Consider the following 26,261-nt stretch of genomic DNA (forward strand, 5'->3'; position numbering starts at 1 on the left):
TGAACTTTGGTTTGGGAACAGCACGGCGGAAACCGTTATGAGGAAGGGCATGAGCCCACCATGACAATGACAGATCCCGTCGCAGACATGCTTACGCGTCTGCGCAACGCAAACTCGGCATACCACGACACCGTGTCTATGCCGTACAGCAAGCTCAAGGCACGCGTCGCCGACATCCTGAAGGCCGAGGGTTTCATCGCCTCCTGGAAAGAAGAAGACGCTGAGGTCGGCAAGAAGCTGACCCTCGAGCTCAAGTTCGGTCCGAACCGCGAGCGTTCAATCGCTGGCGTTCGTCGTATTTCCAAGCCGGGACTGCGCGTTTACGCAAAGTCCACCAACCTGCCGCACGTGCTCGGTGGCCTGGGTGTCGCAATCCTGTCCACCTCTTCCGGCCTCTTGACTGACAAGCAGGCCGGCAAGAAGGGCGTGGGCGGCGAAGTCCTCGCTTACGTCTGGTAACGGGAAAGGAAGAGAATAATGTCACGTATTGGACGTCTCCCCATCACCGTTCCTGCCGGCGTTGAGGTCAAGGTTGACGGCTCTGTCGTCAGCGTCAAGGGTTCCAAAGGCGAGCTGAGCCACACTGTGCCCAGCCCGATCGAGGTTTCCCTGGAAGAAGGCACCCTGACTGTCGCCCGCCCGAACGACGAGCGCGCCTCACGTTCGCTGCACGGCCTGACCCGCACCCTGATCGCCAACATGATCCAGGGCGTCACCGCAGGCTACGAGAAGAAGCTTGAGATTGTCGGTACCGGTTACCGCGTCCAGGCCAAGGGAACTGACCTGGAGTTCGCTCTGGGCTACAGCCACCCGGTCAGCGTCTCGGCACCGAACGGCATCACCTTTGCAGTTGAGACCCCGACCAAGCTCTCTGTTTCAGGTATTTCCAAGCAGCAGGTCGGCGAGGTTGCTGCCAACATTCGCAAGCTGCGGAAGCCGGACCCCTACAAGGGCAAGGGCATCCGTTACGCAGGCGAAGTCATCCGCCGCAAGGTCGGAAAGGCTGGTAAGTAACCATGGCGATCGCAATTAACAAGAAGCGTACGAACAAGAGCAAGGCTGCCCAGCGCAGCCGCCGCCAGCTTCGTATCCGCAAGCGCATCTCCGGAACGGCTGTACGTCCTCGTCTGGTCGTCAACCGCTCCGCACGCCACGTATTCGTCCAGGTTGTCGATGACACCAAGGGCTTGACCGTAGCGAGCGCCTCCACATTGGAAGCTGACCTTCGTGCATTCGACGGTGACAAGACCGCCAAGGCCAAGCGCGTTGGCGAGCTGGTCGCCGAGCGTGCCAAGGCTGCCGGTATCGAAGCTGTTGTCTTCGACCGCGGTGGTAACAAGTACCACGGCCGGATCGCCGCCGTCGCTGACGGCGCACGTGAAGGTGGACTGGCACTGTGACCGAAAATAACGAAAAGGACATTCAGGTGACTGAAGCTGTAGCTGCTCCGGCAACTGAGACCGCTGCGCCTGCTACCACTGACGACCGCCGTGGTGGCGCTCGTCGTGGCGAGCGTGGCGACCGCGGCCAGGGCCAGGGCCGCGGAGACCGTGGTGGCCGTGGTGGCCGCGACGGTGGCCGCGAAGCCGAAAAGAGCCAGTTCGTAGAGCGCGTCGTAACCATCAACCGTGTTTCCAAGGTCGTCAAGGGTGGTCGTCGCTTCAGCTTCACCGCACTCGTCGTCGTCGGTGACGGCAACGGTATGGTCGGCGTCGGCTACGGCAAGGCTAAGGAAGTTCCTGCCGCAATCGCGAAGGGCGTTGAAGAGGCCAAGAAGTCCTTCTTCCGCGTTCCCCGCATCGGCAACACCATTCCTCACCGCGTTCAGGGTGAAGCCGCCGCAGGCGTCGTAATGCTGCGTCCGGCTTCCGCCGGTACCGGTGTTATCGCCGGTGGCCCGGTCCGTGCAGTACTGGAGTGCGTGGGCATCCACGACATCCTCTCCAAGTCGCTCGGTTCTTCCAACGCCATCAACATCGTTCACGCGACCGTTGATGCCCTGAAGCGTCTCGAAGAGCCGGCAGCCGTGGCAGCACGCCGCGGCCTCCCGCTCGATGAGATCGCTCCGCCGGCAATGGTGAAGGCGCTCCTGAACCAGAAGGCAGGTGTCTGAGTCATGGCTAAGAACGTGCTCGTCTCCGATGCAAAGTTGGAGATCACTCAGATCAAGTCCGCCATTGGCGGCAAGCAGAACCAGCGCGACACCCTGCGGTCCCTCGGCCTGAAGCGGATCGGACACACCGTTGTCCGCACCGCCGACGCCGTCACCGTCGGCATGGTCAACACGGTTCCGCACCTGGTAAAGGTAGAGGAGGCGAAGTAAATGGCAGAGAAGAACACCGCCGATAAGGCACAGGGCGCCGCTGCTGAGAAGCAGAACGCACTGAAGGTTCACCACCTGCGTCCCGCCCCGGGTGCCAAGACCGCTAAGACCCGTGTCGGTCGAGGCGAAGGCTCCAAGGGTAAGACCGCAGGTCGCGGTACCAAGGGTACTGCGGCTCGCTACCAGATCAAGGCTGGCTTTGCCGGCGGCCAGCTGCCGCTGCACATGCGCCTGCCGAAGCTGCGCGGCTTCAAGAACCCGTTCCGGGTTGAGTTCCAGGTGGTAAACCTGGACAAGCTCAGCGAGCTGTTCCCGGAAGGTGGCACTGTCACCGTGGAGAACCTGGTTGAAAAGGGTGCCGTTCGCAAGAACCAGCCCGTCAAGGTGCTGGGCACCGGCGACATCACCGTCAAGGTTGACGTCACCGTCCACGCATTCTCGGCCAGCGCCGCAGAAAAGATTGCCGCAGCTGGCGGAAGCACCACCGCCCTCTAACGAGGCGGCGGGGCAGAAGCCCGTTGTTGAAACTCCCGGTACCGGAGGGCCCAGGCCCTCCGGTACCGGGAGTTTTTTGCCTTCCGGGCCCTTCCGATTGTCCGCAGGGCGCATCCACCCGTTAGACTCGGTTGTTGGGTTATTTGACCTGTCTCACACGACTTTACTTATTACTCAGGAGGACGCTTGCTTAGCGCATTCGGCCGGGCCTTTCGCACGCCTGATCTGCGACGCAAGTTGTTGTTCACGCTGGGAATCATCACAATCTTCCGCTTGGGTGCTTTCATCCCCTCGCCTGGTGTGAACTACCAGAATGTCCAGCAATGCTTGCAGAACGGTCAGACCTCGGGCGGTATCTACCAGCTCGTCAACCTGTTCAGCGGCGGTGCATTGCTGCAGGTCTCGATCTTCGCGCTCGGGATCATGCCGTACATCACGGCGAGCATCATCGTGCAGCTGCTCAGGGTGGTCATCCCGCGCTTCCAGATGCTCTACGAGGAAGGCGCGTCCGGCCAATCCAAGCTGACGCAGTACACGCGTTACCTCACCATCGCCCTCGGCCTCCTGAACGCCACCACCCTGGTGTCCCTGGCGCGGTCCGGCCAGCTGCTGCCCAACTGCCAGCTGCCGATCATCCCGGACACGAGCATCATCACCACAATTCTCATCATCATCACCCTGACGGCCGGCACCGGCCTGATCATGTGGATGGGCGAGCTCGTCACCGAAAAGGGCGTGGGCAACGGCATGTCGCTGCTGATCTTCACGTCCATCGCGGCCGGGTTCCCCGGCTCCCTCGGTGCCATCTGGACGGCCCAGGGCCCCGGCACCTTCTTTATGGTCCTGGCCGTCGGCCTGCTGACCGTGGCGCTTGTGGTCTTCGTGGAACAGTCCCAGCGCCGGATCCCGGTGCAGTACGCCAAGCGCATGATCGGCCGCCGGACAGTCGGCGGGACCAGCACGTACATCCCGATCAAGGTCAACATGGCCGGTGTCGTTCCCGTCATCTTCGCGTCGTCGATGCTCTACCTGCCGGGCCTGATTTCCCAGTTCAATCAGCCCAAGCCGGGCGAGCCCGTTGCACCGTGGGTCGAGTGGATCAACAACAACCTGACCCGCGGCGACCACCCCATCTACATGGCTCTCTACTTCGCCATGATCGTGTTCTTCACGTACTTCTATGTCGCGATCACTTTCAACCCTGAAGAAGTTTCTGACAACATGAAGAAGTACGGCGGCTTCATTCCGGGGATTCGTGCCGGCAAGCCGACCGCAGACTACCTGCAGTACGTGCTTTCCCGTATTACCCTGCCCGGTGCCATCTACTTGGGCTTTGTTGCCCTGATCCCGCTGATCGCACTGGTCCTGATCAATGCCAACCAGAACTTCCCGTTCGGTGGCACCTCGATCCTGATCATGGTCGGCGTCGGTCTGGAGACCGTCAAGCAGATTGACGCGCAGCTACAGCAGCGTCACTACGAAGGGCTTTTGCGATGACGAGAATGTTGATTATCGGACCTCCCGGATCCGGCAAGGGGACGCAGGCGGAACGCATTTCGGAGCGTCTGGGCGTCGTGGCGATTTCCACCGGCGACATCTTCCGTGCCAACGTCAAGGGTGAGACCCCCCTGGGCATTGAAGCCAAGAAGTACATGGACGCAGGGGACTTCGTTCCGGACAGCGTGACGAACAAGATGGTCCGGGACCGCCTCGGCGAGGACGACGTCCAGAACGGCTTCCTCCTGGACGGCTACCCGCGCACCACCGCGCAGGTTGACTACCTCGATGAGATCCTGGCCGATGGCGACCAGAAGCTGGACGTTGTCCTGCAGCTCACGGCCGACGACGAGGAACTCGTTGCCCGCCTCCTGGGCCGTGCGAAGGAAACCGGCCGCAGCGACGACAACGAGGCCGTCATCCGCCACCGCCTGGACCTGTACCACGACCAGACGGAGGCCGTGGTGGCAAAGTACGCCGACCGCGGCATCCTGACCCGCGTCGACGGGATCGGCGGCATCGACGAGGTCACCGACCGCGTCATGCAGGCGGTCAAAGAGGCCGAGTCGGCCTGAGCGCCACAGCTTGATCTTGAGGCCCCTCCTGGACCACCGGGAGGGGCCTTAGCCATTTCGCCGCGCGGCCCCCGGAAAGCGTGGCACCACTGAAAGGACGCTGCAGATGGCCTTCGGCCAGCCCCGCATCGAATACAAGACCAACGCCCAGATGCGCACCATGCACGAGGCCGGGCTGGTGCTCAGCCGTGCCCTGGATGCCGCGGTGGCCGCCGCAGCGCCCGGCACGACAACGCGCGAGCTTGACGCCGTCTTCGCCGCCGTTCTCGAGGAGGCCGGCGCCAAGTCGAACTTCCTGGGCTACCACGGCTTCCCGGCAACCATCTGCACCTCGGTCAATGAGGAAGTGGTTCATGGCATCCCGGGCGACCGCGTGTTGCAGGACGGGGACATCATTTCGATCGACGGCGGAGCAGTCGTGGACGGCTGGCACTCCGATTCCGCCCGGACCGTGATTGTCGGGGCAGCCGACCCGGAGGACCAGCGGCTCTCTGACGTGACGGAGGCGGCGATGTGGCGCGGCATCGCCGCCCTGGCGACCGGCAAATTCGTCGGCGACGTCGGCTCCGCCGTGGACGACTACGTCTCCTCGGTGCCCGGGAAGCCGCTGGGGATCCTGGAGGACTACGTCGGTCACGGCATCGGGTCCGAAATGCACATGGCGCCGGACGTGCTGAACTACCGGACGAGCCACCGCGGTCCGAAGATCCGTCCCGGGCTGTGCCTGGCCATCGAACCCATGCTGGTGCGCGGCAGCATCGACACCGCCGTGCTGGAAGACGACTGGACGGTGGTGACGACCGACGGCAAGCGCTCCTGCCAGTGGGAGCACTCCGTAGCCGTTCACGAAAAGGGCATCTGGGTGCTGTCCGCTCCGGACGGGGGAGCCGCGAAGCTGGCACCGCTCGGCGTCGTGCCGGTTCCGATTCCCTAGCCGCTGCCCAACTAACTCGCAGTTGTAGTTGTTTAGCGGGCTCAGAACGACCCTTGCTGCGAGCCAGTTGGGGCCGGGGCGCACAATGGTGCCATGACAGCAATCACGGATGTGCCGGGAATCCGGGTGGGCCACGCCACGAAGGCCTCCCGGGGCTGGCTGAGCGGAGTGACCGTGATCCTGCCCCCGCCGGGCACCGTCGGCTCGGTGGATGTGCGCGGCGGCGGCCCCGGCACGCACGAAACCGATGCGCTGGATCCGACCACCCTCACGTCCCGGGTGGATGCGGTTGTGCTTACCGGGGGCAGCGCCTACGGCCTCGCGGCGGCCCATGGCGCCCAGCGCTGGTGCGAGGAGAACGGGCGCGGCTTCCCGGTGACCGGAGGAGTGGTGCCCATCGTTCCGGCCGCGGCACTCTTTGACCTGGGCCGCGGCGGTGACTTCACCGCCAGGCCTGACCCGGCCATGGGCTACGCGGCCACGGCGGACGCCGCCGCCCGGGAGGACGGGCACGACGTCGGACGCGGCAACATCGGCGCCGGCACCGGAGCGGTAATCGGCCGGGGACAGTTCAAAGGGGGAGTGGGCACAGCTTCAGTCACCCTGGAAAACATCTCAGCTGATGGACCGGTGGTGGTGGGGGCTCTAGCGGTGGTCAACGCCCTGGGGTCGCCTTATCCGGGCCTCGACACGCTCAACGACGAGCAGGAGAGGCTTTCGGACCTGCCGCCCCTGAACACGACGCTCGTCGTCGTCGCCACAAGCGCGGTCCTGGACAAGGCCCAGTGCAAGCGCACAGCCTCGGCCGCCCACGCCGGGCTGGCCCGGGCGCTGAACCCGAGCCACACCCTGGCCGACGGGGACACCGTGTTTTGCCTGGCCACCGGCGGCGTCGCCCTGGACCGCAGCAGCGAGGCCGCGCGCCAAGTGAGCCTGATCGCGCTGCAGAGCGCGGCCGCCGACGTCGTCCGCCTGGCCATCCTGGACGGGGTGGCCAGCGCAGAAGCTGTGGACACTCCTGCCGGCCGGTTTCGTGCATACGGGGACGTTGTGCGCTAGCATGGCTGGATTTAACATTCGGCCTGCAATGGCGTAGTGTTGTCTGTTGGTTGTCTGCCCTGTTGTGCCCTTTTGGGTACCGGGAGGCGTCAGCCAAACAATCAAAAACGTCCGCGGTCATTTCCGGTGCAATCCGGGAGGCGGCGGCAAACAACAGTTAGCGGAGGGTATGGCCAAGAAGGACGGGGTCATTGAGATCGAGGGCGTTGTGACCGAGGCGCTGCCTAACGCGATGTTTCGCGTTGAGCTCACCAACAAGCACATCGTTCTGGCACACATCTCTGGAAAGATGCGCCAGCACTACATCAGGATTCTCCCTGAGGACCGGGTAGTGGTGGAGCTGAGCCCGTACGACCTTACACGTGGTCGTATCGTCTACCGCTACAAATAAACACTGGGCGGCCAGAGCAACAGCCGAAGGCCGGTCCAGCTGACCAACTGCAACACGCAAAGGAATGCCATGAAGGTCAAGCCGAGCGTCAAGCAGATCTGCGAAAAGTGCAAAGTGATCCGCCGTAATGGCCGGGTCATGGTGATCTGCGAGAACCCGCGCCACAAGCAGCGCCAGGGCTAATTTCCCTTCCGGGAAATCCTGGGTTGCTAACCCACGCAAGTAAATAAAGGCAGCACAAGCTGATCTGGGACATTGAGCTAGAACGAGTCCGGACAGCTAACCCCCGGTCGGAGGCTGGGGCCGCACGAACCGTGCGGGTGTACTGCCTACGACCTCCGGTTTATCAAGGAGTACTGCCACTATGGCTCGTCTCGCTGGCGTAGACATTCCCCGCGAAAAGCGGTTGGAAATTGCGCTTACTTACATCTACGGCGTGGGCAAGACCCGTGCACACGAAACCCTGACTGCCACCGGCATCAGCGCTGACGTTCGGGTCAAGGACCTGACCGACGCCGAGCTGGTCCAGCTTCGTGACTACATTGAAGGCAACTACAAGGTTGAGGGTGACCTTCGCCGCGAGGTAGCCGCTGACATCCGCCGCAAGGTTGAGATCGGCAGCTACGAAGGCCTGCGCCACCGCAAGGGCCTGCCCGTACGCGGACAGCGTACGAAGACCAACGCACGTACCCGCAAGGGCCCGAAGCGTACCGTCGCCGGCAAGAAGAAGTCCCGTTAATCCCACTCGGGATTTACGGACTTCCCCCGATAACTTTCTGTAGGAGAAAAAATGCCCCCGAAGACTCGTGGCGCGGTTCGCAAGCCGCGTAAGAAGGACAAAAAGAATATCGCGCTGGGCCAAGCGCACATCAAGAGCACCTTTAACAACACCATCGTTTCCATCACGGATCCGAGCGGTGCTGTCATCTCCTGGGCTTCCTCCGGTGAGGTTGGCTTCAAGGGCTCCCGCAAGTCCACCCCGTTCGCTGCCCAGATGGCCGCCGAAGCCGCCGCAAAGCGTGCACAGGAGCACGGCATGCGCAAGGTTGACGTGTTCGTCAAGGGACCGGGTTCCGGACGCGAAACGGCCATCCGTTCACTGCAGGCTGCTGGCCTCGAGGTTGGATCCATCCAGGATGTTACCCCCAGCGCCCACAACGGCTGCCGTCCGCCGAAGCGCCGCCGCGTCTAAGGCTTACGCACGCCCAGGAGCTTGCCCGGACCGTCGCCGGTCCGGGCAAGCCCAGCCGCGTTAAGTCTGCAGACCAACTTTCCACCACCTGTGTTGCGTCATATAGCGGATGCTCGCCGAAAGGAAACCTAAGTGCTCATTGCACAGCGCCCCACCCTCTCCGAAGAGGTCGTCTCCGAAAACCGCTCCCGTTTCGTCATTGAACCGCTGGAGCCTGGTTTCGGTTACACCCTCGGAAACTCCCTCCGCCGTACCCTGCTCTCCTCCATCCCCGGTGCCTCTGTAACGAGCATCCGGATCGATGGCGTGCTGCACGAGTTCACCACGGTTCCGGGTGTCAAGGAAGATGTCACTGAGATCATCCTGAACATCAAGAACCTCTCGGTTTCCTCCGAGCACGACGAGCCGGTTGTTGCTTACCTGCGCAAGCAGGGCCCCGGAGTCGTCACCGCCGCGGACATTGCTCCGCCGGCCGGGCGTCGAATTCCACAACCCGGATCTGCACATTGCCACGCTGAACTCGAAGGGCAAGTTCGAACTCGAACTGACCATCGAGCGCGGCCGCGGCTACGTTTCGGCAGCTCAGAACAAGTCCGGCGACTCCGAGATCGGCCGCATCCCGGTCGACTCGATCTACTCGCCGGTCCTGAAGGTTACTTTCCGCGTGGAAGCTACCCGTGTTGAGCAGCGCACTGACTTCGACAAGCTCATTGTCGACGTCGAGACCAAGCAGGCCATCGCCCCGCGCGATGCCGTTGCTTCGGCCGGTACCACCCTGGTGGAACTGTTCGGTCTGGCCCGCGAGCTGAACACCGCAGCTGAAGGTATCGAGATCGGCCCGTCGCCGACGGACGCTGCCCTGGCAGCGGACATGGCCCTGCCGATCGAGGATCTGGACCTCACGGTCCGTTCCTACAACTGCCTCAAGCGTGAGGGCATCCACACCGTGGGTGAACTCGTGGCCCGCTCCGAGGCCGACCTCATGGACATCCGTAACTTCGGTGCGAAGTCCATCGATGAGGTCAAGGCAAAGCTGGTTGAACTGGGCCTGTCCCTCAAGGACTCGCCTCCCGGTTTTGACCTCGCAGCGCGCGCCGCCGCAATTGAAGAGGACGACGCCGCGTTCAGCGACGACGAACTCTAACAAACAGATCTTGGCCGGCTGGCTGCCCGCACTCCGGTGTGCGCAGCTGGCAGGCTTCCATATGAGGAGAAACTATTATGCCTACCCCCGCTAAGGGTCCGCGCCTCGGAGGCGGAGCGGCTCACGAGCGTCTTATGCTCGCGAACCTGTCTGCCGCACTGTTCGAGCACAAGCGGATCACCACCACGGTGACCAAGGCCAAGCGACTGAAGCCCTACGCCGAGCGCCTGGTGACTTTCGCCAAGCGTGGCGACCTGGCTTCCCGCCGTCGCGTGCTCGGCCTGATCAGCAACAAGGGCGTCGTCCACGAGCTGTTCACCGACATTGCCCAGGCAGTGGAGAACCGCGACGGCGGCTACACCCGCATCACCAAGATCGGCAACCGCAAGGGCGACAACGCTCCCATGGCTGTCATCGAACTGGTTCTTGAGCCGGTCTCCGCCAAGCAGGCCGTGGTGGCCGAGGCCACCTCCGCTGCCCAGCGTGACGCTGACAAGCAGGAAGCCGCCCAGGCAGAAGCCGCTCCGGTAGCTGTTACCGAAGTTGCCGCTACCGAAGAAGCTCCCGAAGCAGACGTCACCGAGGCTGCTCCTGAGGCTGACGCTGCAGCTACCGAAGAGGCTCCGGCCGCCGAGGAAGCAGCTGTCGAGTCCGAGAAGGACGCGAAGTAATTCGCTGATTTCTTCGCATAGACTTAAGTCTATGAACGACCAGAAACCCGTTGTCCCCGTTGAAGGGGGCGGCGGGTTTCTGCGTGTCCGGCTGGATCTTGCGTACGACGGCGGGCCATTCAGCGGATGGGCTGTCCAGCCCGGCATGCGTACCGTCCAGGGGATCCTTGAGCAGGCGCTGGAGCTGCTGATCCGGCGCCCTATCCGTGTCACCGTCGCCGGACGCACCGACGCCGGCGTGCACGCCCGGGGACAAGTCGTGCACCTGGATCTCACCGAGGCGGAATGGCTGGGGCTGAACCGGGGCGTGGAACTCGACCCCGCGGCGGCCCTGATACGCCGGCTCCGCGGTGCCCTGAGCAGGGGGCTCGGGGACCTCACCGGGGCGATCGCGGTGCACCGGGCCAGCGTGGCTCCGGAAGGCTTCGATGCCCGGTTTTCCGCACTGTGGCGCCGCTACAGCTACCGCATCGCGGACGGCCCGGGGCTGTGGGATCCTCTTGGCCGCACGTCAACGCTTTGGCACAAGGAACGCCTGGACGTCGGACTGCTCAACGAGGGTGCCGCCCGGCTGCTCGGGTTGCAGGACTTCCGGTCCTACTGCAAGCCGAGGGAGGGTGCCACCACGATCCGCGAACTGCAGCGCTTCGAGTTTGCCCGCGGCGCCGACGGCGTCATTGTTGCCACCGTCCAGGCGGACGCGTTCTGCCACAACATGGTGCGCTCCCTCGTAGGGTCGGCGTTGTATGTCGGAGCAGGCGCCGAGGAACCCGCATGGCTGTACGAACGCCTGCTCGCCCGTTCCCGGGACGCCCGGTCGGTCCTGGCCGCTCCGCACCCGCTGGTACTGGAAGAAGTCGCCTACCCTTCCGACGCCGGACTCCTGGCCCGGGCGGAACTGACGCGGGCGTTGCGAAGGTAGGACTTAGTGCGCCACGAGGCGGTCCAGCTCCCGCTGGGCGGAGTCAGGGTCCTCCTCGGCCGGCAATGTCATGGTGAAGGTCGTTCCGGCACCGGCGGTGCTTGAGCACGAGATGTCCCCGCCGTGCCTCTCGACTATGGCCTGCGTGATGGACAGGCCCAGGCCAACGCCCGGTATGCCCGCCTCCCGGGCAGCTCGCGTCCGGAAGAACCGCGTGAAGATCCGCGACGCTTCCTCTTCGCTGAAGCCCATCCCGGTGTCCTGCACGTTGAGCTGGACCGAAGTTCCGTCGCTCCGGGCGCTGACGGTCACGGAGCCGCCCTCGGACGAATACTTGATGGCGTTCGACACGAGGTTGTCGAGGGCCTGACCGATGCGGAGCGGATCCGCGTGTGCCCAGAGGGGCGCCGGAACGTCCGTCCTGAGGGACACCCCGGTGGCATCTGCCTGCGCCTGAGCAGACCCGATGCTCGTCTCAACCAGCCCGGCGAGGTCAGTCCGTCGTGGGTGGACGGTGGGCACAGCTGATGCGGACACAAGCAGGTCCGAGACAAGCGACAAGAGTCTTTCGGCGTTGCGCTGGACTACCTCAAGCCGCCGGACGGCTATGGGTGAGTAGCCTTCCAGCTCGCCGAGCACCAAATCCACGTTCCCGAGCACTGACATCAGGGGACTCCGGAATTCGTGGGAGACGTTGGAGATGAGGTCCTCTTTGGCGGCCAGGGCCTCTACAAGGCCGGTGACATCATTGTGGACGATCACGGCGCCGCTGAATCGGCCGTCGTCGCCCTTGATGACCCGTGCCGCTGTTGACATGGCCCGCTGGTCCTCGCCCTCGCCGATCCACACGAGATAGTCCGCGAAGGTTTCTCCCGACACCGCCCGGTGGACCGGACGCTTGTCCTCGGGAAGGGGCGTCACCCGGTCCTGGCCGAATATCAGCTGCTGCGACTCTTCGGCCGCCGAATTCGAGCCGGCAGGAGAGGCGGTGTGCTGGAATATGGCCTGCTGCCCGTTAACGAGGATGGCCCGGCCCTCAGCGTCGACGGCGACAATCCCGACGTCGATCGTGTCCAGAACGGTCTTGACCAGGCGTTCGCGCTCCCTGCTTTCAACCAGCAGTGCACGCAGCTCCGCATCCTTTTCCTCCAGCCGCCGGCGTTGGACCCGGACGTTGGCGCTGGCGAAGCGGATGGCCAGAGAGATGGCGAGCATCATTAGCGGCAGCAGAATTGCACTGGTGATGTCCGAAGGTGAAATGTTGGGAAACTTTTGCAGCAGGGACGGCAACGTCACCAAAAAACTGCAAAAGAAGCTCAGCAAGAAGGTGGTGCGGGCGTAAGCGTCGGATGCTGACAACCAGATCACTGGAAATATGACCAAAATTCCGAGCCCTGCCACTGCCGGAACTGCCCCGTTGCGGGCGAGGCCAATGACCACGAAATCGAGAATCGGAATCACAAGGTAGGCGTGCGCCGGCAACCGCTCCCAGGGAACCAGGAAACACGCAACGAAGAGGCCAGCCATGAGGACAATCGACGCGATGAACGCCCCGCTTGCGACCAGCACAGGCCATACCGCAGGCGCCGCCAAGGCAAGGGCCGCCAGGAGGACCGTCACCGGAAGCTGGCAGAGAGCCACTTGGCCACGGGGTTTCAGGCGCCGGTAAAAGCGGTCCGTGTCGCGGACCAGCAGCTGCTCACCCAACCCGGCCCCGTCCATAACTGGCCAGCGCTGTCGGTCTCCCTGACCGGAAGTGCATTAACCGAGGCATGGAGACCATTATGCACTGACTCTGTTGAACAATGTGACAAGCGTCCACATATGGGAGCTCGGGTAAAAATGGATTAGCGAATTTAGGGCGCCGACGCTATCCACGTTGTACCGTGGGTAATCTGGAAGTGCTTCCCGCATTGCGCTGGGCGATGCGGTGGTATTGCCGGTTAGAGGGACAGCTGTGAGCGATCTTGGTGTTGCCGTAGTAATTGAAGATGATGACGATGTGCGCGGTCTCCTCGACGCCGTCCTGGGCCAGGCAGGGTTCGAGGTGCACTCGGCGGCCACGGGCGGCGACGGCGTGGATCTTGCCAAACAGCGCCGTGCGAATGTAATCACCCTTGATGTCGGTCTCCCGGACATTGATGGCTACGAGGTGTTGCGTCGGATCAGGCAGTTCAGTGACGCCTACGTGGTCATGCTTTCGGGCCGCGATGAGGAGCTCGATACGGTCATGGCGCTGCAGGGCGGGGCAGACGATTACCTCGTCAAGCCCTTCCGGCCGCGCGAACTCCGGGCCCGAATCTCCGCGATGATGCGCCGGCCCCGGCAAACAGCAGTGCCGGTAGGAACGGAGGGCGTCGCCGCGACGGCCTCCGGTGCGTCCGCACGGAGCACGGCAGATGTGGGAGCTGCGGACACTTCCGGCTCCGCCCTTGAGCCCGGGCTGTCTGAGGGCGGCGAGGTCCTGCGGCACAATGGGCTCACGCTGAATCGCGGAACCCGGACGGTGGTCTTGCAGGGCAGGGAGCTCGTGCTCACCCGCAGCGAATTCGACCTCCTCCACGAACTCTTGCGGGGGACGGGCGCAGTGCGCAGCCGTGCGGACCTGGTGCGCGTTGTCCGTGGCGACCATTACGGGGACGACACCTACATCAGCGGAGCCGACGAGCGGGCCGTGGAGGTCCACATCGGAAACCTGCGTCGCAAGCTCGGCGAAGATCCCCAGGATCCCCGCTGGCTGATCACTGTCCGGGGAGTCGGCTACCGGCGGGCGCCGAAGCGGCCGGAGTGAGCAAGCACTGAGCGGGCGTTAGTCGTCCCGCGCGAGGTATCCGTGCTGGATCGCTTCCATGGTGGCTTTGCCGACTTCGGCCAGGTAGACCGCGCGGGACTGGGCCGAGGCCACGTCTCCGTCCTGGATGATGCGTTGGAAGTCCGCGGCCAGCTGTGCCAGCCGTGATGCACCGACCATGAATGAGGAATTTCGCACGCTGAGCACCGCGTCCATGGCGGCAGCGGGGTCGTTGTGCTCCACCGAACGCATCAGATACTGGATCCGTTTGTCCCAGATGTTGATGTATTCATTGGCAAAGGTGCGGGCGATGCTCGGATCGCCCAGCTCGTCCTCCAGCCGGTGAAGCACGGACAAATCAAGCAGGGGCATTTCGACCCCCAAGACTTCCGTCGCGCCGTGCTCCAGGTCCCGGGATGCCGGCAAGCAGGCGCCGCTCGCTCTGCCGTCGCCCGCACCGGGCCCTGATTTGGACATGATCCAAGGCTACTTTCGGACCTTGGGAAAACCCTGAGCCGTCCACTACTGGCCAGCGAAGGTGTTGATCGCATTGATGACGGCGGGGCCCAGGATGGCGATGAAGAGCACCGGGAAGATGAAGAACAGCAGCGGGAACAGGATGGTGACCGGCAGCTTCATGGCCTTTTCCTCGGCGCGTTGCCGGCGTTTGACCCGCATGACTTTCGCCTGGATTCTCAGCACCCGGCTGATCGCGATGCCGTAGGTGTCCGCCTGTACCACCGCCTGGACGAAGCTGCGCAGCTCAGGGATGTTGGTCCGCTCGGACAGCGCCAGGTAAGACTCGCGGCGGCTTCTCCCCACCTGCATGTCCTGCAGGGTCCGGACAAGTTCCTCGGCGAGCGGTCCCTTACCGTTTTCTCCCGCCCTGGCTACGGCGCCTTCAAACCCCAGCCCGGCTTCGACGGAAATGAGCATCTGGTCCAAGGTGTTGGCCAGTTCCAGCTGCATGGTTTTCTGCCGTTCCTGGCCCCTGCTGTAGAGCAGGAGGTCGGGGATGAAGTAGCCCAGCAGCATCACGAACAATCCGACCAGCTTGAGGACCGGTGCCGGCGCGCTGGCGAGCCACAGGCCGACGACGGCCCCCACCAGCCCGAGCAGCGGTTTGGCGGCCAGCACCCGCCCGAGCGGAAGTGAGGCCGGACGCCCGGCAAGCGCCAGCAGCTTGTCGAGGTTCCGGACGTAGGCCGGGGGAGTCAACCGGTAGCCGATGCGCTCCAGGAAGTTATTGCGTTTCCGCTCCGCGGGTTCGTCCGCGTCCGCATCGCTGCCGCGGGCCAGCATTTGCCGAATGGCCTGCTGCGATTTCCTGTCTACGGACAGGAGAGACCAGGCGAGATAGCCCAGCGGGAGGGAAACCAACAACAGGGCGAGGAGAATTCGGGAGTCCATGGCAGCTCAGAACTTCAGATCGATGATTTTGCGCATCCACAGACCGCCAATAGTCATCAGCACGACGGATGCCGCGATCATGCCCCAGCCGAGGGGATGCGTGAACATGACGTTCATGTAACCCGGGTTCACCAGCATGAGCATGACAACGATCCCGATGGGCATGGCCATCAGGATGTAAGCGGAGAACTTTCCTTCGGCGGCCAGGGACTTGATGTGTCCCTTTATCTCGCTGCGCTCGCGGATCGTCTCATTCACCTGGTCCAGCACCTCGGCCAGGTTGCCGCCCACTTCACGGTTGATTTGGATGGCCTGGGCGATCCAGACGAAGTCCTCGTTCCGCATCCGCTCGGAGGTGTCCGTCAGCGAGGCCAGGAGATCGCGGCCGAGGCTGGTTTCCGTAACGACCCGCCGCATCTCCTCCGAGGTCGGGCTTTGCGATTCGGTGGCGGCGGCGTCGATTGCCCGCAGGATGCTGTGTCCGGCCCGAAGACCCCCGGCAAGCAACTGGAGCGTGTCGCCGAGTTGCTCGTCGAATTTGCTCCGCCGTTTCCCGGCCAGGAAGCCGATGACGAGCTGCCCGACGAGCGGGGCGAGCAGGACCAGGAGCAGTGCGAGGAAGGGCCCGCCGACGACTAGGCCGGCCAGTGCCGCTACCAGCGCTCCGGCCGCCACCAGCACGAAAAAGTCCGCCTGGCGCATGCGCAGGCCGGCGTTCTCGAGGGCCTCCCGGTTGAAGAGCCGGACCTTTCGCTGGGAGAAAAGCCCGTCAACCAGCTGCACGGCGGAGCCGGCGAAGCGGGACAGCTGGGAATCGGATTGGTTTTCGGCCGGTCTCCGCCGGTCCATCGGCACACCCGTTCCACCGGTGGCCAGCAGCGCGTAACCGAGCAACAGCACCGCCGCGAAGAGGAGCCCCACTCCGATCGGAAGAAGTAACATGGCAGGCTTACATCCTTCCGGTCGCGGACGGAGGGGCTCCAAACACGCTGGGGGAGACGTGGATGCCAAGGTCCTCGAAGCGGTCGATGAAGCGGGGACGGATTCCCGTGGGAACTGGTTTTCCGAGGAAGCGGCCGTGCGCGTCGACGCCCGCCGAGTAATCGAACACGAACGCGTCCTGAAGAGTGACGATGTCCCCTTCCATGCCCTGCACCTCGGTGACGTGGGTGATACGGCGGGTGCCGTCGCGCAGCCGGGAAATCTGCACGATCAGGTTCACTGCTGAGGCTATCTGCTCGCGGATAGCGCGCAGCGGAAGGTCCATGCCGGCCATGAGGACAAGGGTTTCCAGGCGCGCGACGGCGTCGCGGGGCGAGTTCGAGTGGACCGTGGAGAGCGAACCGTCGTGGCCGGTGTTCATCGCCTGGAGCATGTCCAGGGATTCGCCGCCGCGGACCTCACCCACCACGATCCGGTCGGGGCGCATACGCAGCGAGTTACGCAGCAATTCGCGGATGGTGACTTCGCCCTTCCCTTCGGTATTCGGCGGCCGGCTTTCCAGCCGGACCACGTGCCGCTGCTGGATCTGCAGCTCGACGGCGTCCTCGATAGTCACGATGCGCTCGTCATCCGGAAGGAAGGATGAGAGCACGTTCAGCAGCGTGGTCTTGCCGGTACCCGTGCCACCCGAGACGATGATGTTCAGCTTCGCCTTCACACAGGCGTTCAGGAGTTCCGCCATTTCCGGAGTGAGGGTGCCGAACTCGATCAGGTTCCGGACGGTCAGCGGTACCTTGCTGAACTTTCGGATGGTCAGCGAAGAACCGCCCACTGCGAGCGGAGGGATAACAGCGTTGACGCGGGACCCGTCCTCAAGGCGTGCGTCCACCAGCGGGGACGACTCGTCGATGCGGCGGCCCACCTTGGACACGATCCGCTCAATCACCTTGCGCAGGTGGTCCTCTGAGCTGAAACGCGATTCAGTCAGGGTCAGCTTTCCGTGCCGCTCGACGTAGATCTGGTCCATGCGGTTGACCATGATTTCGGTGACGGCCGGATCATCCAGCAGGCGCTGGAGGGGTCCGTAGCCCAGAACGTCATCCGCGACGTCCTGGACCAGGCGGGAGCGTTCTTCCGTGGACAGCGGGACCTGCTCGGCGTCGATGATCCGGATGAGCTCCTCCCGCGCCGAGGTCCGCAGCTCATCTTCCTTGATGGCGGAATCGTTGAAACGGGCGCCCATCCGTTCAAACAGTGCAGTCGCGGCGCGCTGCTTGAGGGCTGCGAAGACGTCGACCGGTTGCTGGCTCCTGGTGCGGGAGGCGTTCGCTGGCTCCGGGAATGCGGCAGGAGCCGCGGGCTGCAGCCGACGTTCGGCGACGGTTGCCTGCGCTCCGGGTTCGACGACGGCGACCGGTGGCGTCGTCAGCCCGGTGCGTGCGGGCGCAGGGGCCGGCGTAGTCTGCCCCGGTGCCGGGGTCTGCGTGCCGTCGGCACTGCGGAGTCTTTCGGAGAGTTTCATCTAGACCACCACCCGCCGGTGCAGCTTTTTCTGGGCGGTGGCACGCCAAGCCGGATCGAACCGCTCGACGAGCTGGCGGAGTCCTTTGACGGCCGGGTCCCTGCGTCCGCTCTGGAGCACCGGTATTCCGCGGTTGGTCGAGAACGCCACGGCCCTGGACCGGGGGATGCTGACGTCAACGGGCGCGCCGATGGTCGCTTCGACGTCCTGGACACTCAGCCCTGCCTTGGAATCGGCCATGTTCAGCACCACGTGCCGGGTCTCTGGCAGCAAATCCAGCCGGCGCAGGATATCCAGCCCGGACCGCAGTCCCCGGATGCTGGGAACGTCCATGCCGGTTACCCACACCACGTCCGTGCATTGCTCCAACGCTGCCAGACCGATCTCCGGCAGCCCGGGCGCCGTGTCCACAACGACATACTGGAACTGCTCCGCAAGCTGCTCCAGCAGCCTGGTGATCTGCTGGGGCGTGATGTCATCCGCTTCCGCGGGAGTCCGTGGAGCACACAGGGCGTAGATGCTGCCCGGGTGGACGGTCAGGAAGGCCTTGAGGACCAGGGATTCCTGGCTCGCCGCGGTGGACACGGCGTCCGTCACAGTGTGTTCCGGGTCGAGGTAGAGGCCGGACGCCACATCCCCGAACTGGAGGTCCAGGTCCACGATGACCACGCTCATGGGCGCCACTTTGCCCAGCCCCATGGCGATGTTCGTGGCGATGGTGGTCTTGCCGACTCCGCCCTTCGGCGAGAACACGCCAATGACCAGGCCCTTCGGGCTGTCCGGGCTCTTCGGCATAGACGTCCGGGTCCTGCTGGCGAAGGACTGGCAGGCGCGTTCCAGGAGCACCCGGATCTGTGCGGGGTCGGAATCGGGGCTCAGGATGTCCCGGATGCCGGCGCGCATGGCCAGCAGGACGAATGCAGGGTCAGCCTCGCCGACGAGGATGACGCTCAGCTCCGGCAGCTGGACGTCGAACACGGTGGCAAGCCGCAAGGCATCTTCCACCGGCACGTCCGGCCCGAGGATCAGCACTTCGGGGCGTTCCTGGTTGAGCCTGGCAAACAGCTCGCTCGGGTCCGACGGGTTGACGGCGGCGAAGGTCTGCAGGCCGCCCGGAAGACCCCCCGCAAGTGCCTGGCGCACCCGTGAATCGAAGTCGGCATTGGGGGTGATGAGGACGAAGCGGCTCACTTGTAGACCTCCGGTTTTGTCATGATTCCGGGACGGCCGCTGTCCGCAGCGTCGAGCGGCTCCTTGCTCAACCAGATCTTGGCGTATTCGGCCGCATAGACGATCTTCGTGGCATCCACATCGTTGACAGCCACAGTCAGTAACAGCGGCCCGCTAGGCAATGAAGTATCTACCGCCGGAGCTCCTGGACTGGGGGAGGCTGACGGCTGCGGTGAAGGTGCTGTGGAGGGGGCACGCTGCACGCCGGTCACCAAAACTTTATGGATGGTCAATTGTGTCGTGGGCTTGTCCGGCTTGGCCTCGAGGCCTCCATTATCCAGATTGATGAAGATGCCGATGTGGTCGCCAGGTACCACCTGTCCTCCGACGACACGCGGTGCGTCCAGCTGGAAGGAGACTTCCTGCATTCCCTTGGGGACCTCAATTGACCCACTGGACTTCAGCTCTTCCGGTTGAATGAGCCGCTCGGCCACCAGTTGCTCGCCGGGGAGCAGCTCGACGGCGGTGACCTTGCCCGCTTGCCCGTCCAGGTTGTTGAGGGCTGTCTTTGAGACTGCCTTGCCTGGCAGTTCCTGGCTGCTGACGAAGGCCGTGAGCGATGCGACTGGAGTACCGGCAGGGACGGCCTTCTGAACCACCATCACGCTGACCGGTTCCAGGTTCTGCACGGCTCGGCTGTCGGCGCCCTGCGCGTAATTCACCACGATGATGGCCCCGACGATGGCAAGCACTACGGCGGCCACTCCTGCCAATAAGCGTGACTTCAAAGAACTGCTCCTGAACCGGTTGGTGAACGACGGGGTGAAGAAGGTGCTAGCTGGTGAGCCGGACGATGGTGGCTCCGTTGGCGTCGACGGGGCCGAGGGTGAAGCCATCCGCCAGGGACACGTATTTGATGAAGCTTCCGATGATGCCTCTGCAGTTCCCGTCACAGGCCACGGAGGAAGGGACGTCCGGCGACTTATTGTGGAACGAATCGGGGAGGCTGTTGTTACCGCTGAATTTCCACCCGGCAACCTTGAAGGCCACAAACGAGGTCAGGCCATAAACGGCGCCAGCGCCGGTACCCGTTACCCTGTCGTAGACCGGCAGGAGGACCACCACGTCGCGGCCGGCCGTGATTTCGGCGGCCCAGCTGGTAAGAGTCGCCTGACAGGAGCCCGGGGCGCTGTTGCCGGGGTCGCTTCCGCCTTCGGCGACGGCAAGATCAATCATTGCCCCGCAGATTCCCGGATCGCTTGGCAGCCAGCCAAAGCCGCCCGGCACCGCTGCTCCCGAAGGTCCGTAGAAGCAGTCCGGGTTGGCGTTGCTGCCGTGGTTCTGCAGCAGCTGGAGCGTGCCGTCCACGCGGTTTTTGACCTGGCAGATGGAATAAGTGACAGGGAAGGCCGTCGGACCACTGAGCGGGCTGCCCCACTGGACCGTTGAAGCTGCTGTGACCTCGGCGGTATTGATTCCGAGGGCGCGGGCAAAGAACAGCGAAACCTGGTTGGGCGCCTTGCCGGCCTCCTGCGATCCGGCGGTGACAGACACCGTGCGGGACGTCTTGTCAATCGTGAGAGCCGCGACGTTGCTCAACCCGTCGCCGGCGTTGCTGCTCGCCAAGCTGCGTGCCAGCGGCGACGTAGCGGAACATTCGACGTCGTCCGGGTCCCTGGCGCATTTCTGCGCTACGGCTATCGCAGCGGCATCGGATCCGTTCCGGAGTTGGATCCGCTCGGCATAGAGCATTCCCACGTCCACAACCAGGGCGGCGAATCCGAGAAGGGCAACCATGAGGATCGCCACCATGACGCTGATGGCTCCGCGCTCGCCGTCCTGCGCCGCTGATGCTCTCGCGCCTAGCCGCCGCACAACATGACTCCTTTGCCTTCCATCGGGAACGGCCCGGCGATTCCCGTCATCGTGGTCAGCGTGTAGGTGATCTTGACCGTTGTCTGGACCCCTGCCGTGCAATTGGTCGGAGTGATGGTGATGTTGCCGTCCGCCAGGGCGGGCTGAAGACCAGTAGCCGCATTCTTGACTGCATCCCGGGCGGCCGTAGCGTTGTTGCCGATGGCCATGACCCGGACGCCCTCGCGGGCGGCACTGGAGAGCGTGACCTGGGCGTTGTAGGCGCGGCCGAATTCCATGATCCCCAGAAGCAGCATTACCAGGACCGGCGCCAGGATGGCGAACTCCACCGCGACCGCGCCCCGTTCAGATGTCTTGGACATGCCCGGGGCCGCCTTCCTTGTTGCCCTAACTACGGCGTGGTGGCGACCGAGGGCCACCACCACGCGTTCACAACGCCGATTAGGGGAACGGACTACGGGGCTTTGGGCGTGCAAACACCCTTGCCCGCAGTGGCGCCGGCTGCATAAGTTCCACCGCTGACGGAGCACTGCACTTGTTTGAACGTGTCCTGCAAGGTCCCGCCCAGCAGCGTCACCGCCACGATGATCACGACGGCGATGAGGCTCACCATGATGCCGTACTCGACGGCGGTGGCGCCGCGCTGGTCGCGGCGAAGGCGGGCTGCGATGGTGGTGAGGAAGGAACGCATTGGGGGACTCCTGAGCGAGTTTGTGGCTGGTCCTGCACCAGCACTGAGACGAACGTAGCAAGCGCCGGCAGGGCCTCCGCCGGACTTCGACGCATCCTGCGCCAAGACTTCCCGAGGCGGACAATTCTTGAGAATTTCCTGCGGACAACCTGCGTCTGGACCGTTGCTCGCACTTGCCCGCCCTAGGCGAGCAGCAGGATGACAGCGAGGCCTGCAGCCAGCATGGAGGGACCGTGGGCGACTTCCCCTTGTTGCTCGCTTCCAGGGTGTTGCTTGCTTCCGCGGTTCTTTAGGACGGACACCAGCGAGGCGATGCCGCCGGCAACGAAACCCAGGGCTCCGCCATAGAACAGCTGCGTCCAGCCCAGGTAGCCCAAATAGAGACCAAGGGGAGCTGCCAGCTTCACGTCGCCCATTCCAAGGCCGTTTCGGCTGGTCACCGCCAGGACAAGGTACAAAAGGAACAAGGTCACGGCGCCGGCAACGCCCCGCAGGAGGCCTTCAGTTGCTCCCTGTATTCCGGCGGCGATAGCGAGAAGTGCCAGTCCAGCGACCGACAGCGGCAGCAGGAGCCTATTGGGCAGCAAATGGTGGACGATGTCGATCCGCGCCAGCTGGACGGCTGCAACGCCCAAGACCAGATAGGCAGTGAGTTCGGCGGAGCCGCCGAAGCGCCACGCGAGCAATACGGACAATACGAAGGTGACCGCCGCCGTCGTGATTCTTGCCCATCCCGCAGGCGGTGGGCCAAGGCGGGGGAGCGAGCGGGCGACTACCAGCTCCGTCACGACGCCGGCCAGCATCCCGAACACGCCAACGGCGAGGGCAAGAAGCGGTCCGCCGCCGTCTGCCATACCTGCTATGGACACAAGGACTCCCTGACTGGATCGGTGCGGGCTCGCCCGGCCGGCCGTGCACCCTGCACGAAGACACCCCATTTTGACCCAGCCGCCCGGCTTCCGCTATTCTTGGTAGTCGTTGTGCGTGTCCTTTCTCGATGATGCGTGCCGCTTGAGAATCCGGTTGCAGGATAGCTACTCAACGTGCACATTCGAGACCTTAGGATGACTGGTTACATAGAGCCCTCACCTCTGTTCCGGTAGCGCATAGATAGTAGGTGCACCCCGCGTGACGCCTAAAACAAGAACGCCAGAACAAGAACGAGGCAAACACCGTGCGTACGTACACCCCGAAGCCCGGCGATATCAACCGCCAGTGGCACGTCATTGACGCCACAGACGTTGTCCTTGGTCGTCTCGCCAGCCAGACCGCAATCCTGCTGCGCGGCAAGCACAAGGCCACCTTTGCGTCCCACATGGACATGGGCGACTTCGTCATCATCATCAACGCTGAAAAGGTCGCCCTGACCGGCGCCAAGCTGGAGCAGAAGCGCGCATACCGCCACTCCGGCTACCCGGGCGGCCTGACCTCCGTCAACTACGCGGAGCTGCTGGAATCCAACCCGGTCCGCGCCGTGGAGAAGGCCATCAAGGGCATGCTCCCGAAGAACTCCCTCGCTGCACAGCAGCTGGGCAAGCTGAAGGTGTACCGCGGTGCAGAGCACCCGCACGCCGCCCAGCAGCCCAAGACTTTCGAAATCACCCAGGTCGCCCAGTAGTCCTGGCCACCAAACAACTTATCTATACAAGGAGAATCGTGGCTCAGAACGAAGAGACCACCGAAGCCGTCGAGGCTGAGGAAACCCTGACCAGCTACACCTCGGAAAGCGGTCCTGCGGAAGCAGAAGCGCCGAAGAAGGAACGCCCGGCCCTCACGGTCGCCGGCGCAGCCGTTGGCCGCCGCAAGGAAGCCGTCGCACGCGTACGCATCGTTCCGGGCACCGGCAAGTGGACCATCAACGGCCGCGAACTGGCCAACTACTTCCCGAACAAGCTGCACCAGCAGGATGTCAACGAACCCTTCAAGATCCTTGATCTGGAAGGCGCCTACGACGTCATTGCCCGCATCCACGGCGGCGGCATTTCCGGCCAGGCCGGTGCGCTGCGCCTCGGTATCGCCCGTTCGCTGAACGAGGTTGACACCGAGAACAACCGCGCGACCCTCAAGAAGGCCGGTTACCTGCGCCGTGACGCACGCGTCATCGAGCGTAAGAAGGCCGGTCTCAAGAAGGCCCGTAAGGCTCAGCAGTACTCCAAGCGCTAAACACGCTTGCGCGAAAGCCCGTTCCGCCCCTGTGGCGGGGCGGGCTTTCGCCGTTTAACCGGCGGAACGCCGCACTTTCGAGCGGCACAGGGCGTCCGTGGCCCGCGTCCCGGGCCCGGTGTCCGCCCTGATCGACTAAACTTGATCCGATGTCGAGATTATTTGGAACAGATGGTGTCCGAGGTTTGGCGAACGGCCTGCTGACGGCTGAGCTGGCGTTACAGCTGGCCCAGGCCGCCGCCGTCGTGCTGGGACACGACCGCAATACCAACGGGGCGCGGCCCCGCGCCGTGGTGGCCCGGGACCCGCGTGCCAGCGGAGAGTTCCTCGCGGCCGCGGTGGAAGCCGGGCTCTCGAGCTCCGGAATCGACGTATATGACGCAGGCGTGCTTCCGACGCCGGCGGCGGCCTACCTGGTGGCCGATCTGGACGCGGACTTCGGCGTAATGATCTCGGCCTCCCACAACCCGGCCCCGGACAACGGGATCAAGTTCTTCGCCCGCGGCGGCCAAAAGCTGCCCGACGACGTCGAGGACGCCATCGAGGAACGGTTGGGCCAGGAGCCCTTCCGGCCCCTCGGCGGTGAAGTGGGCCGCATCCAGCGCTTCTCCGACGCTGAGGACCGCTACATCGTGCACCTCCTCGGGACGCTCCCGCACCGCCTGGACGGCCTGAAGGTGGTCCTCGACTGCGCCCATGGTGCAGCCAGCGGCTGCTCGCCCCAGGTTTTCAAAGATGCCGGGGCTGAGCTGGTCGTGATTGGCGCCGAACCTGACGGCCTCAACATCAACGAGGGTGTCGGCTCCACGCACCTGGGTCCGTTGAAGCGCGCCGTGCTGGAGCACGGCGCGGACCTGGGTATCGCCCACGACGGCGACGCGGACCGCTGTCTTGCAGTGGACCACGAGGGCAACGAGGTTGACGGCGACGAGATCATGGCGATCCTGGCGCTTGCGCTGAAGGCCTCCGGGAAGCTCAAGGACGATGTCCTGGTGGCGACTGTGATGAGCAACCTGGGCCTCAAGATCGCTCTGCGCCAGGCAGGCATCAGCCTGCGGGAGACCGGCGTCGGTGACCGGTACGTCCTTGAGGAAATGCGCGCCGGCGGCTTCAACCTCGGCGGCGAGCAGTCCGGGCACGTCATCTTTTCAGACCATGCCACGACCGGCGACGGCGTCCTGACAGGTCTCCAGCTGGCTGCGCAGGTGGCTCTGACGGGCCGGCCCCTGAAGGAGCTTGCCACCGTCATGACGAAACTTCCCCAGGTGCTGATCAACGTCAAGGGCGTGGACCGCACCCGGGTTAAGGGCGACGAAACGGTGGCCGCTGCCGTCGCGCAGGCCGAGGCCGAGCTCGGAGACACCGGCCGTGTTCTCCTGCGTCCCTCCGGCACGGAACCCGTGGTCCGTGTAATGGTCGAGGCCGCAGACGAAGCGACAGCACAGGCTGTGGCAGAACGCCTGGCCCAGGTGGTCCGCACCGAACTCGCCCTGGCGCTCGTTCCGGAGTAAGGACGAGTGCGGCGGGCGTCCCGCCCGTTTCTGAGGTCCAACTGCCGGCGGGATGCAAGATCCAGGCGGTAACGTCCGCTCCGGCCTACAGGTAGGCCGGAGCCGCTTCCAGGCCGAAGTACTCCTCCAGCGTCCCGATGCCGCGGTTCTTCATGTCGGTGGCCGCCTCCGGTCCTATATATCGCAGATGCCAGGGCTCGTAGTAATAGCCGGTGATCCCGTGCAGCATCCACGGATAGCGCACCACGAAGCCGAACAGGTGCGCATTCGCCTTGGCCCAGACGGCGGCCGGCTGATCGGCGAAGCACGGCTGGAAACTGCAGGCACCGCCGCCGTCACCGATGTCGAACGCCCAGCCGGTCTGGTGCTCTGAATACCCCGGACGGGCGGAGGCGGTGTCCGCTTCGGCCTGCCCCCGGGATATCACGTAGCCTTCGTACGTGGCGGACTGCGTGACGTACGAGCGGTACCCGCTGGCAAGCGTCATGATGACGCCGGCCGTTGCCGCGGCGGCAAACATCTTCTCCGCGGCAGCCGCCGTCGTGCTGTTAAGCAGGGCCGCCTCCCCGGTCACGGCGAGGCGGACGGCGGGACGGACGAGGTCTGCCGGCACAAACGTGGCAGGCGCCAGGGGGCGGTGCTTGTTGACAACAACCCAAGGGCTTGCCGGGTCGGTGAGCGAGTGGCGGGGCGCCGCCGGGTCGCTTGCTGGCGCTGGAGCAGTCGCCGTGGGCGCTACGGATGTCGCGTCGGCAGAGCCCGCTGGTGAGGACGACGGCGACGGGCTGGCACCTGCTGCCGGAGCCGCCGTCGTGCTGGCCGAACTTGCTCCGGGCAGCGGCGCCGGAGGGGTCCCGGGGGCGCAGGCGGCGAGAGCCGCAAGCCCGGATCCGGCCAGCAGCAGGCGGCCGAAGGCACGCCGGCCCGGACCGGGCGCCCCGGATTCCGGACGGTGTTGGTTCCCGGCTGCGTCGTGGCACACC

The 26,261-nt window shown here is 64.3% G+C and carries 32 protein-coding genes and 1 pseudogene; 21 read left to right on the forward strand and 12 right to left on the reverse strand.

The genetic code is table 11. The features are described from left to right. Positions 1–60: 60 nt before the first annotated feature. From rpsH to QFZ65_RS06185, 17 genes and pseudogenes are all read left to right on the forward strand, one after another. Entirely contained in the window at positions 61–459 is a 399-nt protein-coding gene (rpsH, locus tag QFZ65_RS06105; protein ID WP_306908994.1) for a 30S ribosomal protein S8, read from the forward strand. A gap of 18 nt (positions 460–477) precedes the next feature. Further along, positions 478–1,014, forward strand: a complete 537-nt coding sequence (rplF, locus tag QFZ65_RS06110; protein WP_306908996.1) for a 50S ribosomal protein L6 — start codon at positions 478–480, stop codon at positions 1,012–1,014. A gap of 2 nt (positions 1,015–1,016) precedes the next feature. Then, positions 1,017–1,400, forward strand: coding sequence for a 50S ribosomal protein L18 (rplR, locus tag QFZ65_RS06115; RefSeq protein ID WP_306908998.1), 384 nt, complete (start codon positions 1,017–1,019; stop codon positions 1,398–1,400). Positions 1,401–1,426: 26 nt separating this feature from the next. Further along, complete coding sequence (rpsE, locus tag QFZ65_RS06120; RefSeq protein WP_264354701.1) at positions 1,427–2,113, forward strand: 30S ribosomal protein S5; 687 nt, start codon at positions 1,427–1,429, stop codon at positions 2,111–2,113. A gap of 3 nt (positions 2,114–2,116) precedes the next feature. Beyond that, on the forward strand, positions 2,117–2,323 hold the full coding sequence (rpmD, locus tag QFZ65_RS06125; RefSeq protein ID WP_306909000.1) for a 50S ribosomal protein L30: 207 nt from the start codon (positions 2,117–2,119) through the stop codon (positions 2,321–2,323). Next, on the forward strand, positions 2,324–2,818 hold the full coding sequence (gene rplO, locus QFZ65_RS06130; protein WP_306909002.1) for a 50S ribosomal protein L15: 495 nt from the start codon (positions 2,324–2,326) through the stop codon (positions 2,816–2,818). A 186-nt stretch (positions 2,819–3,004) separates the two neighbouring features. Then, positions 3,005–4,315, forward strand: a complete 1,311-nt coding sequence (secY, locus tag QFZ65_RS06135) for a preprotein translocase subunit SecY (protein WP_306909004.1) — start codon at positions 3,005–3,007, stop codon at positions 4,313–4,315. Between the two features lie 5 nt (positions 4,316–4,320). Continuing rightward, positions 4,321–4,890 carry an adenylate kinase gene (locus QFZ65_RS06140; protein ID WP_306912511.1) on the forward strand — a complete coding sequence of 190 codons (570 nt, stop codon included), beginning with the start codon at positions 4,321–4,323 and terminating at the stop codon, positions 4,888–4,890. A 106-nt stretch (positions 4,891–4,996) separates the two neighbouring features. After that, the gene (map, locus tag QFZ65_RS06145) at positions 4,997–5,824 is read left to right on the forward strand and encodes a type I methionyl aminopeptidase (RefSeq protein WP_306909006.1); all 828 of its coding nucleotides are present in this window, start codon (positions 4,997–4,999) and stop codon (positions 5,822–5,824) included. A gap of 93 nt (positions 5,825–5,917) precedes the next feature. After that, on the forward strand, positions 5,918–6,883 hold the full coding sequence (locus tag QFZ65_RS06150; RefSeq protein ID WP_306909007.1) for a P1 family peptidase: 966 nt from the start codon (positions 5,918–5,920) through the stop codon (positions 6,881–6,883). Between the two features lie 169 nt (positions 6,884–7,052). Beyond that, complete coding sequence (gene infA / locus QFZ65_RS06155; protein WP_009358723.1) at positions 7,053–7,274, forward strand: translation initiation factor IF-1; 222 nt, start codon at positions 7,053–7,055, stop codon at positions 7,272–7,274. A gap of 69 nt (positions 7,275–7,343) precedes the next feature. Then, entirely contained in the window at positions 7,344–7,457 is a 114-nt protein-coding gene (gene rpmJ, locus QFZ65_RS06160; RefSeq protein ID WP_009358722.1) for a 50S ribosomal protein L36, read from the forward strand. A 181-nt stretch (positions 7,458–7,638) separates the two neighbouring features. After that, positions 7,639–8,013 carry a 30S ribosomal protein S13 gene (gene rpsM / locus QFZ65_RS06165; RefSeq protein WP_306909009.1) on the forward strand — a complete coding sequence of 125 codons (375 nt, stop codon included), beginning with the start codon at positions 7,639–7,641 and terminating at the stop codon, positions 8,011–8,013. 51 nt (positions 8,014–8,064) lie between these two features. Continuing rightward, entirely contained in the window at positions 8,065–8,466 is a 402-nt protein-coding gene (gene rpsK / locus QFZ65_RS06170) for a 30S ribosomal protein S11 (protein WP_066436904.1), read from the forward strand. A 132-nt stretch (positions 8,467–8,598) separates the two neighbouring features. Continuing rightward, positions 8,599–9,610, forward strand: a pseudogene (locus QFZ65_RS06175) (DNA-directed RNA polymerase subunit alpha). A 77-nt stretch (positions 9,611–9,687) separates the two neighbouring features. Then, positions 9,688–10,281 carry a 50S ribosomal protein L17 gene (rplQ, locus tag QFZ65_RS06180; protein ID WP_306909012.1) on the forward strand — a complete coding sequence of 198 codons (594 nt, stop codon included), beginning with the start codon at positions 9,688–9,690 and terminating at the stop codon, positions 10,279–10,281. Between the two features lie 31 nt (positions 10,282–10,312). Next, on the forward strand, positions 10,313–11,203 hold the full coding sequence (locus QFZ65_RS06185; RefSeq protein WP_306909014.1) for a tRNA pseudouridine(38-40) synthase TruA: 891 nt from the start codon (positions 10,313–10,315) through the stop codon (positions 11,201–11,203). 3 nt (positions 11,204–11,206) lie between these two features. Here QFZ65_RS06185 and QFZ65_RS06190 read toward each other — a convergent pair whose 3' ends face one another. After that, on the reverse strand, positions 11,207–12,910 hold the full coding sequence (locus QFZ65_RS06190) for an ATP-binding protein (RefSeq protein ID WP_306909016.1): 1,704 nt from the start codon (positions 12,908–12,910) through the stop codon (positions 11,207–11,209). Positions 12,911–13,160: 250 nt separating this feature from the next. Here QFZ65_RS06190 and QFZ65_RS06195 point away from each other — a divergent pair, with 250 nt between their 5' ends. Next, a complete protein-coding gene (locus QFZ65_RS06195) occupies positions 13,161–13,994 on the forward strand; it encodes a response regulator transcription factor (protein WP_306909018.1) in 834 nt (277 codons plus the stop codon). An 18-nt stretch (positions 13,995–14,012) separates the two neighbouring features. On the opposite strand, the gene QFZ65_RS06200 is transcribed toward QFZ65_RS06195, so the two are convergent. From QFZ65_RS06200 to QFZ65_RS06245, 10 genes are all read right to left on the reverse strand, one after another. Further along, positions 14,013–14,471: an Hpt domain-containing protein gene (locus tag QFZ65_RS06200; RefSeq protein ID WP_306909020.1), complete on the reverse strand. Its 459-nt coding sequence runs from the start codon at positions 14,469–14,471 to the stop codon at positions 14,013–14,015. 45 nt (positions 14,472–14,516) lie between these two features. Continuing rightward, positions 14,517–15,404: a type II secretion system F family protein gene (locus QFZ65_RS06205; RefSeq protein WP_306909022.1), complete on the reverse strand. Its 888-nt coding sequence runs from the start codon at positions 15,402–15,404 to the stop codon at positions 14,517–14,519. A 6-nt stretch (positions 15,405–15,410) separates the two neighbouring features. After that, complete coding sequence (locus tag QFZ65_RS06210) at positions 15,411–16,346, reverse strand: type II secretion system F family protein (RefSeq protein WP_306909024.1); 936 nt, start codon at positions 16,344–16,346, stop codon at positions 15,411–15,413. 7 nt (positions 16,347–16,353) lie between these two features. After that, entirely contained in the window at positions 16,354–17,868 is a 1,515-nt protein-coding gene (locus QFZ65_RS06215) for a CpaF family protein (RefSeq protein WP_306909026.1), read from the reverse strand. After that, positions 17,869–19,059 carry an AAA family ATPase gene (locus QFZ65_RS06220; protein WP_306909028.1) on the reverse strand — a complete coding sequence of 397 codons (1,191 nt, stop codon included), beginning with the start codon at positions 19,057–19,059 and terminating at the stop codon, positions 17,869–17,871. It lies immediately after the preceding gene. Continuing rightward, positions 19,056–19,790 (reverse strand): Flp pilus assembly protein CpaB, encoded by a 735-nt coding sequence (locus QFZ65_RS06225; protein WP_306909030.1) that lies wholly within the window; start codon positions 19,788–19,790, stop codon positions 19,056–19,058. Before QFZ65_RS06225 ends, QFZ65_RS06220 begins: the two co-directional genes overlap by 4 nt. A gap of 82 nt (positions 19,791–19,872) precedes the next feature. After that, the gene (locus QFZ65_RS06230) at positions 19,873–20,913 is read right to left on the reverse strand and encodes a TadE/TadG family type IV pilus assembly protein (protein WP_306909032.1); all 1,041 of its coding nucleotides are present in this window, start codon (positions 20,911–20,913) and stop codon (positions 19,873–19,875) included. Then, on the reverse strand, positions 20,901–21,275 hold the full coding sequence (locus tag QFZ65_RS06235; protein ID WP_306909034.1) for a TadE/TadG family type IV pilus assembly protein: 375 nt from the start codon (positions 21,273–21,275) through the stop codon (positions 20,901–20,903). Before QFZ65_RS06235 ends, QFZ65_RS06230 begins: the two co-directional genes overlap by 13 nt. Positions 21,276–21,367: 92 nt before the next feature. Beyond that, complete coding sequence (locus QFZ65_RS06240) at positions 21,368–21,604, reverse strand: Flp family type IVb pilin (protein ID WP_306909037.1); 237 nt, start codon at positions 21,602–21,604, stop codon at positions 21,368–21,370. Between the two features lie 182 nt (positions 21,605–21,786). Then, positions 21,787–22,473 carry a prepilin peptidase gene (locus QFZ65_RS06245; RefSeq protein WP_306909039.1) on the reverse strand — a complete coding sequence of 229 codons (687 nt, stop codon included), beginning with the start codon at positions 22,471–22,473 and terminating at the stop codon, positions 21,787–21,789. Positions 22,474–22,778: 305 nt separating this feature from the next. On the opposite strand from QFZ65_RS06245, the gene rplM reads away from it, so the two are divergent. From rplM to glmM, 3 genes are all read left to right on the forward strand, one after another. Continuing rightward, entirely contained in the window at positions 22,779–23,222 is a 444-nt protein-coding gene (gene rplM / locus QFZ65_RS06250) for a 50S ribosomal protein L13 (protein ID WP_015937805.1), read from the forward strand. 38 nt (positions 23,223–23,260) lie between these two features. Then, a complete protein-coding gene (gene rpsI, locus QFZ65_RS06255; protein ID WP_306909041.1) occupies positions 23,261–23,767 on the forward strand; it encodes a 30S ribosomal protein S9 in 507 nt (168 codons plus the stop codon). A gap of 149 nt (positions 23,768–23,916) precedes the next feature. Next, positions 23,917–25,278 carry a phosphoglucosamine mutase gene (gene glmM, locus QFZ65_RS06260; protein ID WP_306909043.1) on the forward strand — a complete coding sequence of 454 codons (1,362 nt, stop codon included), beginning with the start codon at positions 23,917–23,919 and terminating at the stop codon, positions 25,276–25,278. Positions 25,279–25,363: 85 nt separating this feature from the next. Here the strand turns inward: glmM and QFZ65_RS06265 are convergent, their stop codons facing one another. Beyond that, positions 25,364–26,260 carry a D-alanyl-D-alanine carboxypeptidase family protein gene (locus QFZ65_RS06265; protein ID WP_306909045.1) on the reverse strand — a complete coding sequence of 299 codons (897 nt, stop codon included), beginning with the start codon at positions 26,258–26,260 and terminating at the stop codon, positions 25,364–25,366. Position 26,261: the final 1 nt, after the last annotated feature.

This window comes from Arthrobacter sp. B3I9, assembly GCF_030816935.1.
GTDB lineage: Bacteria > Actinomycetota > Actinomycetes > Actinomycetales > Micrococcaceae > Arthrobacter.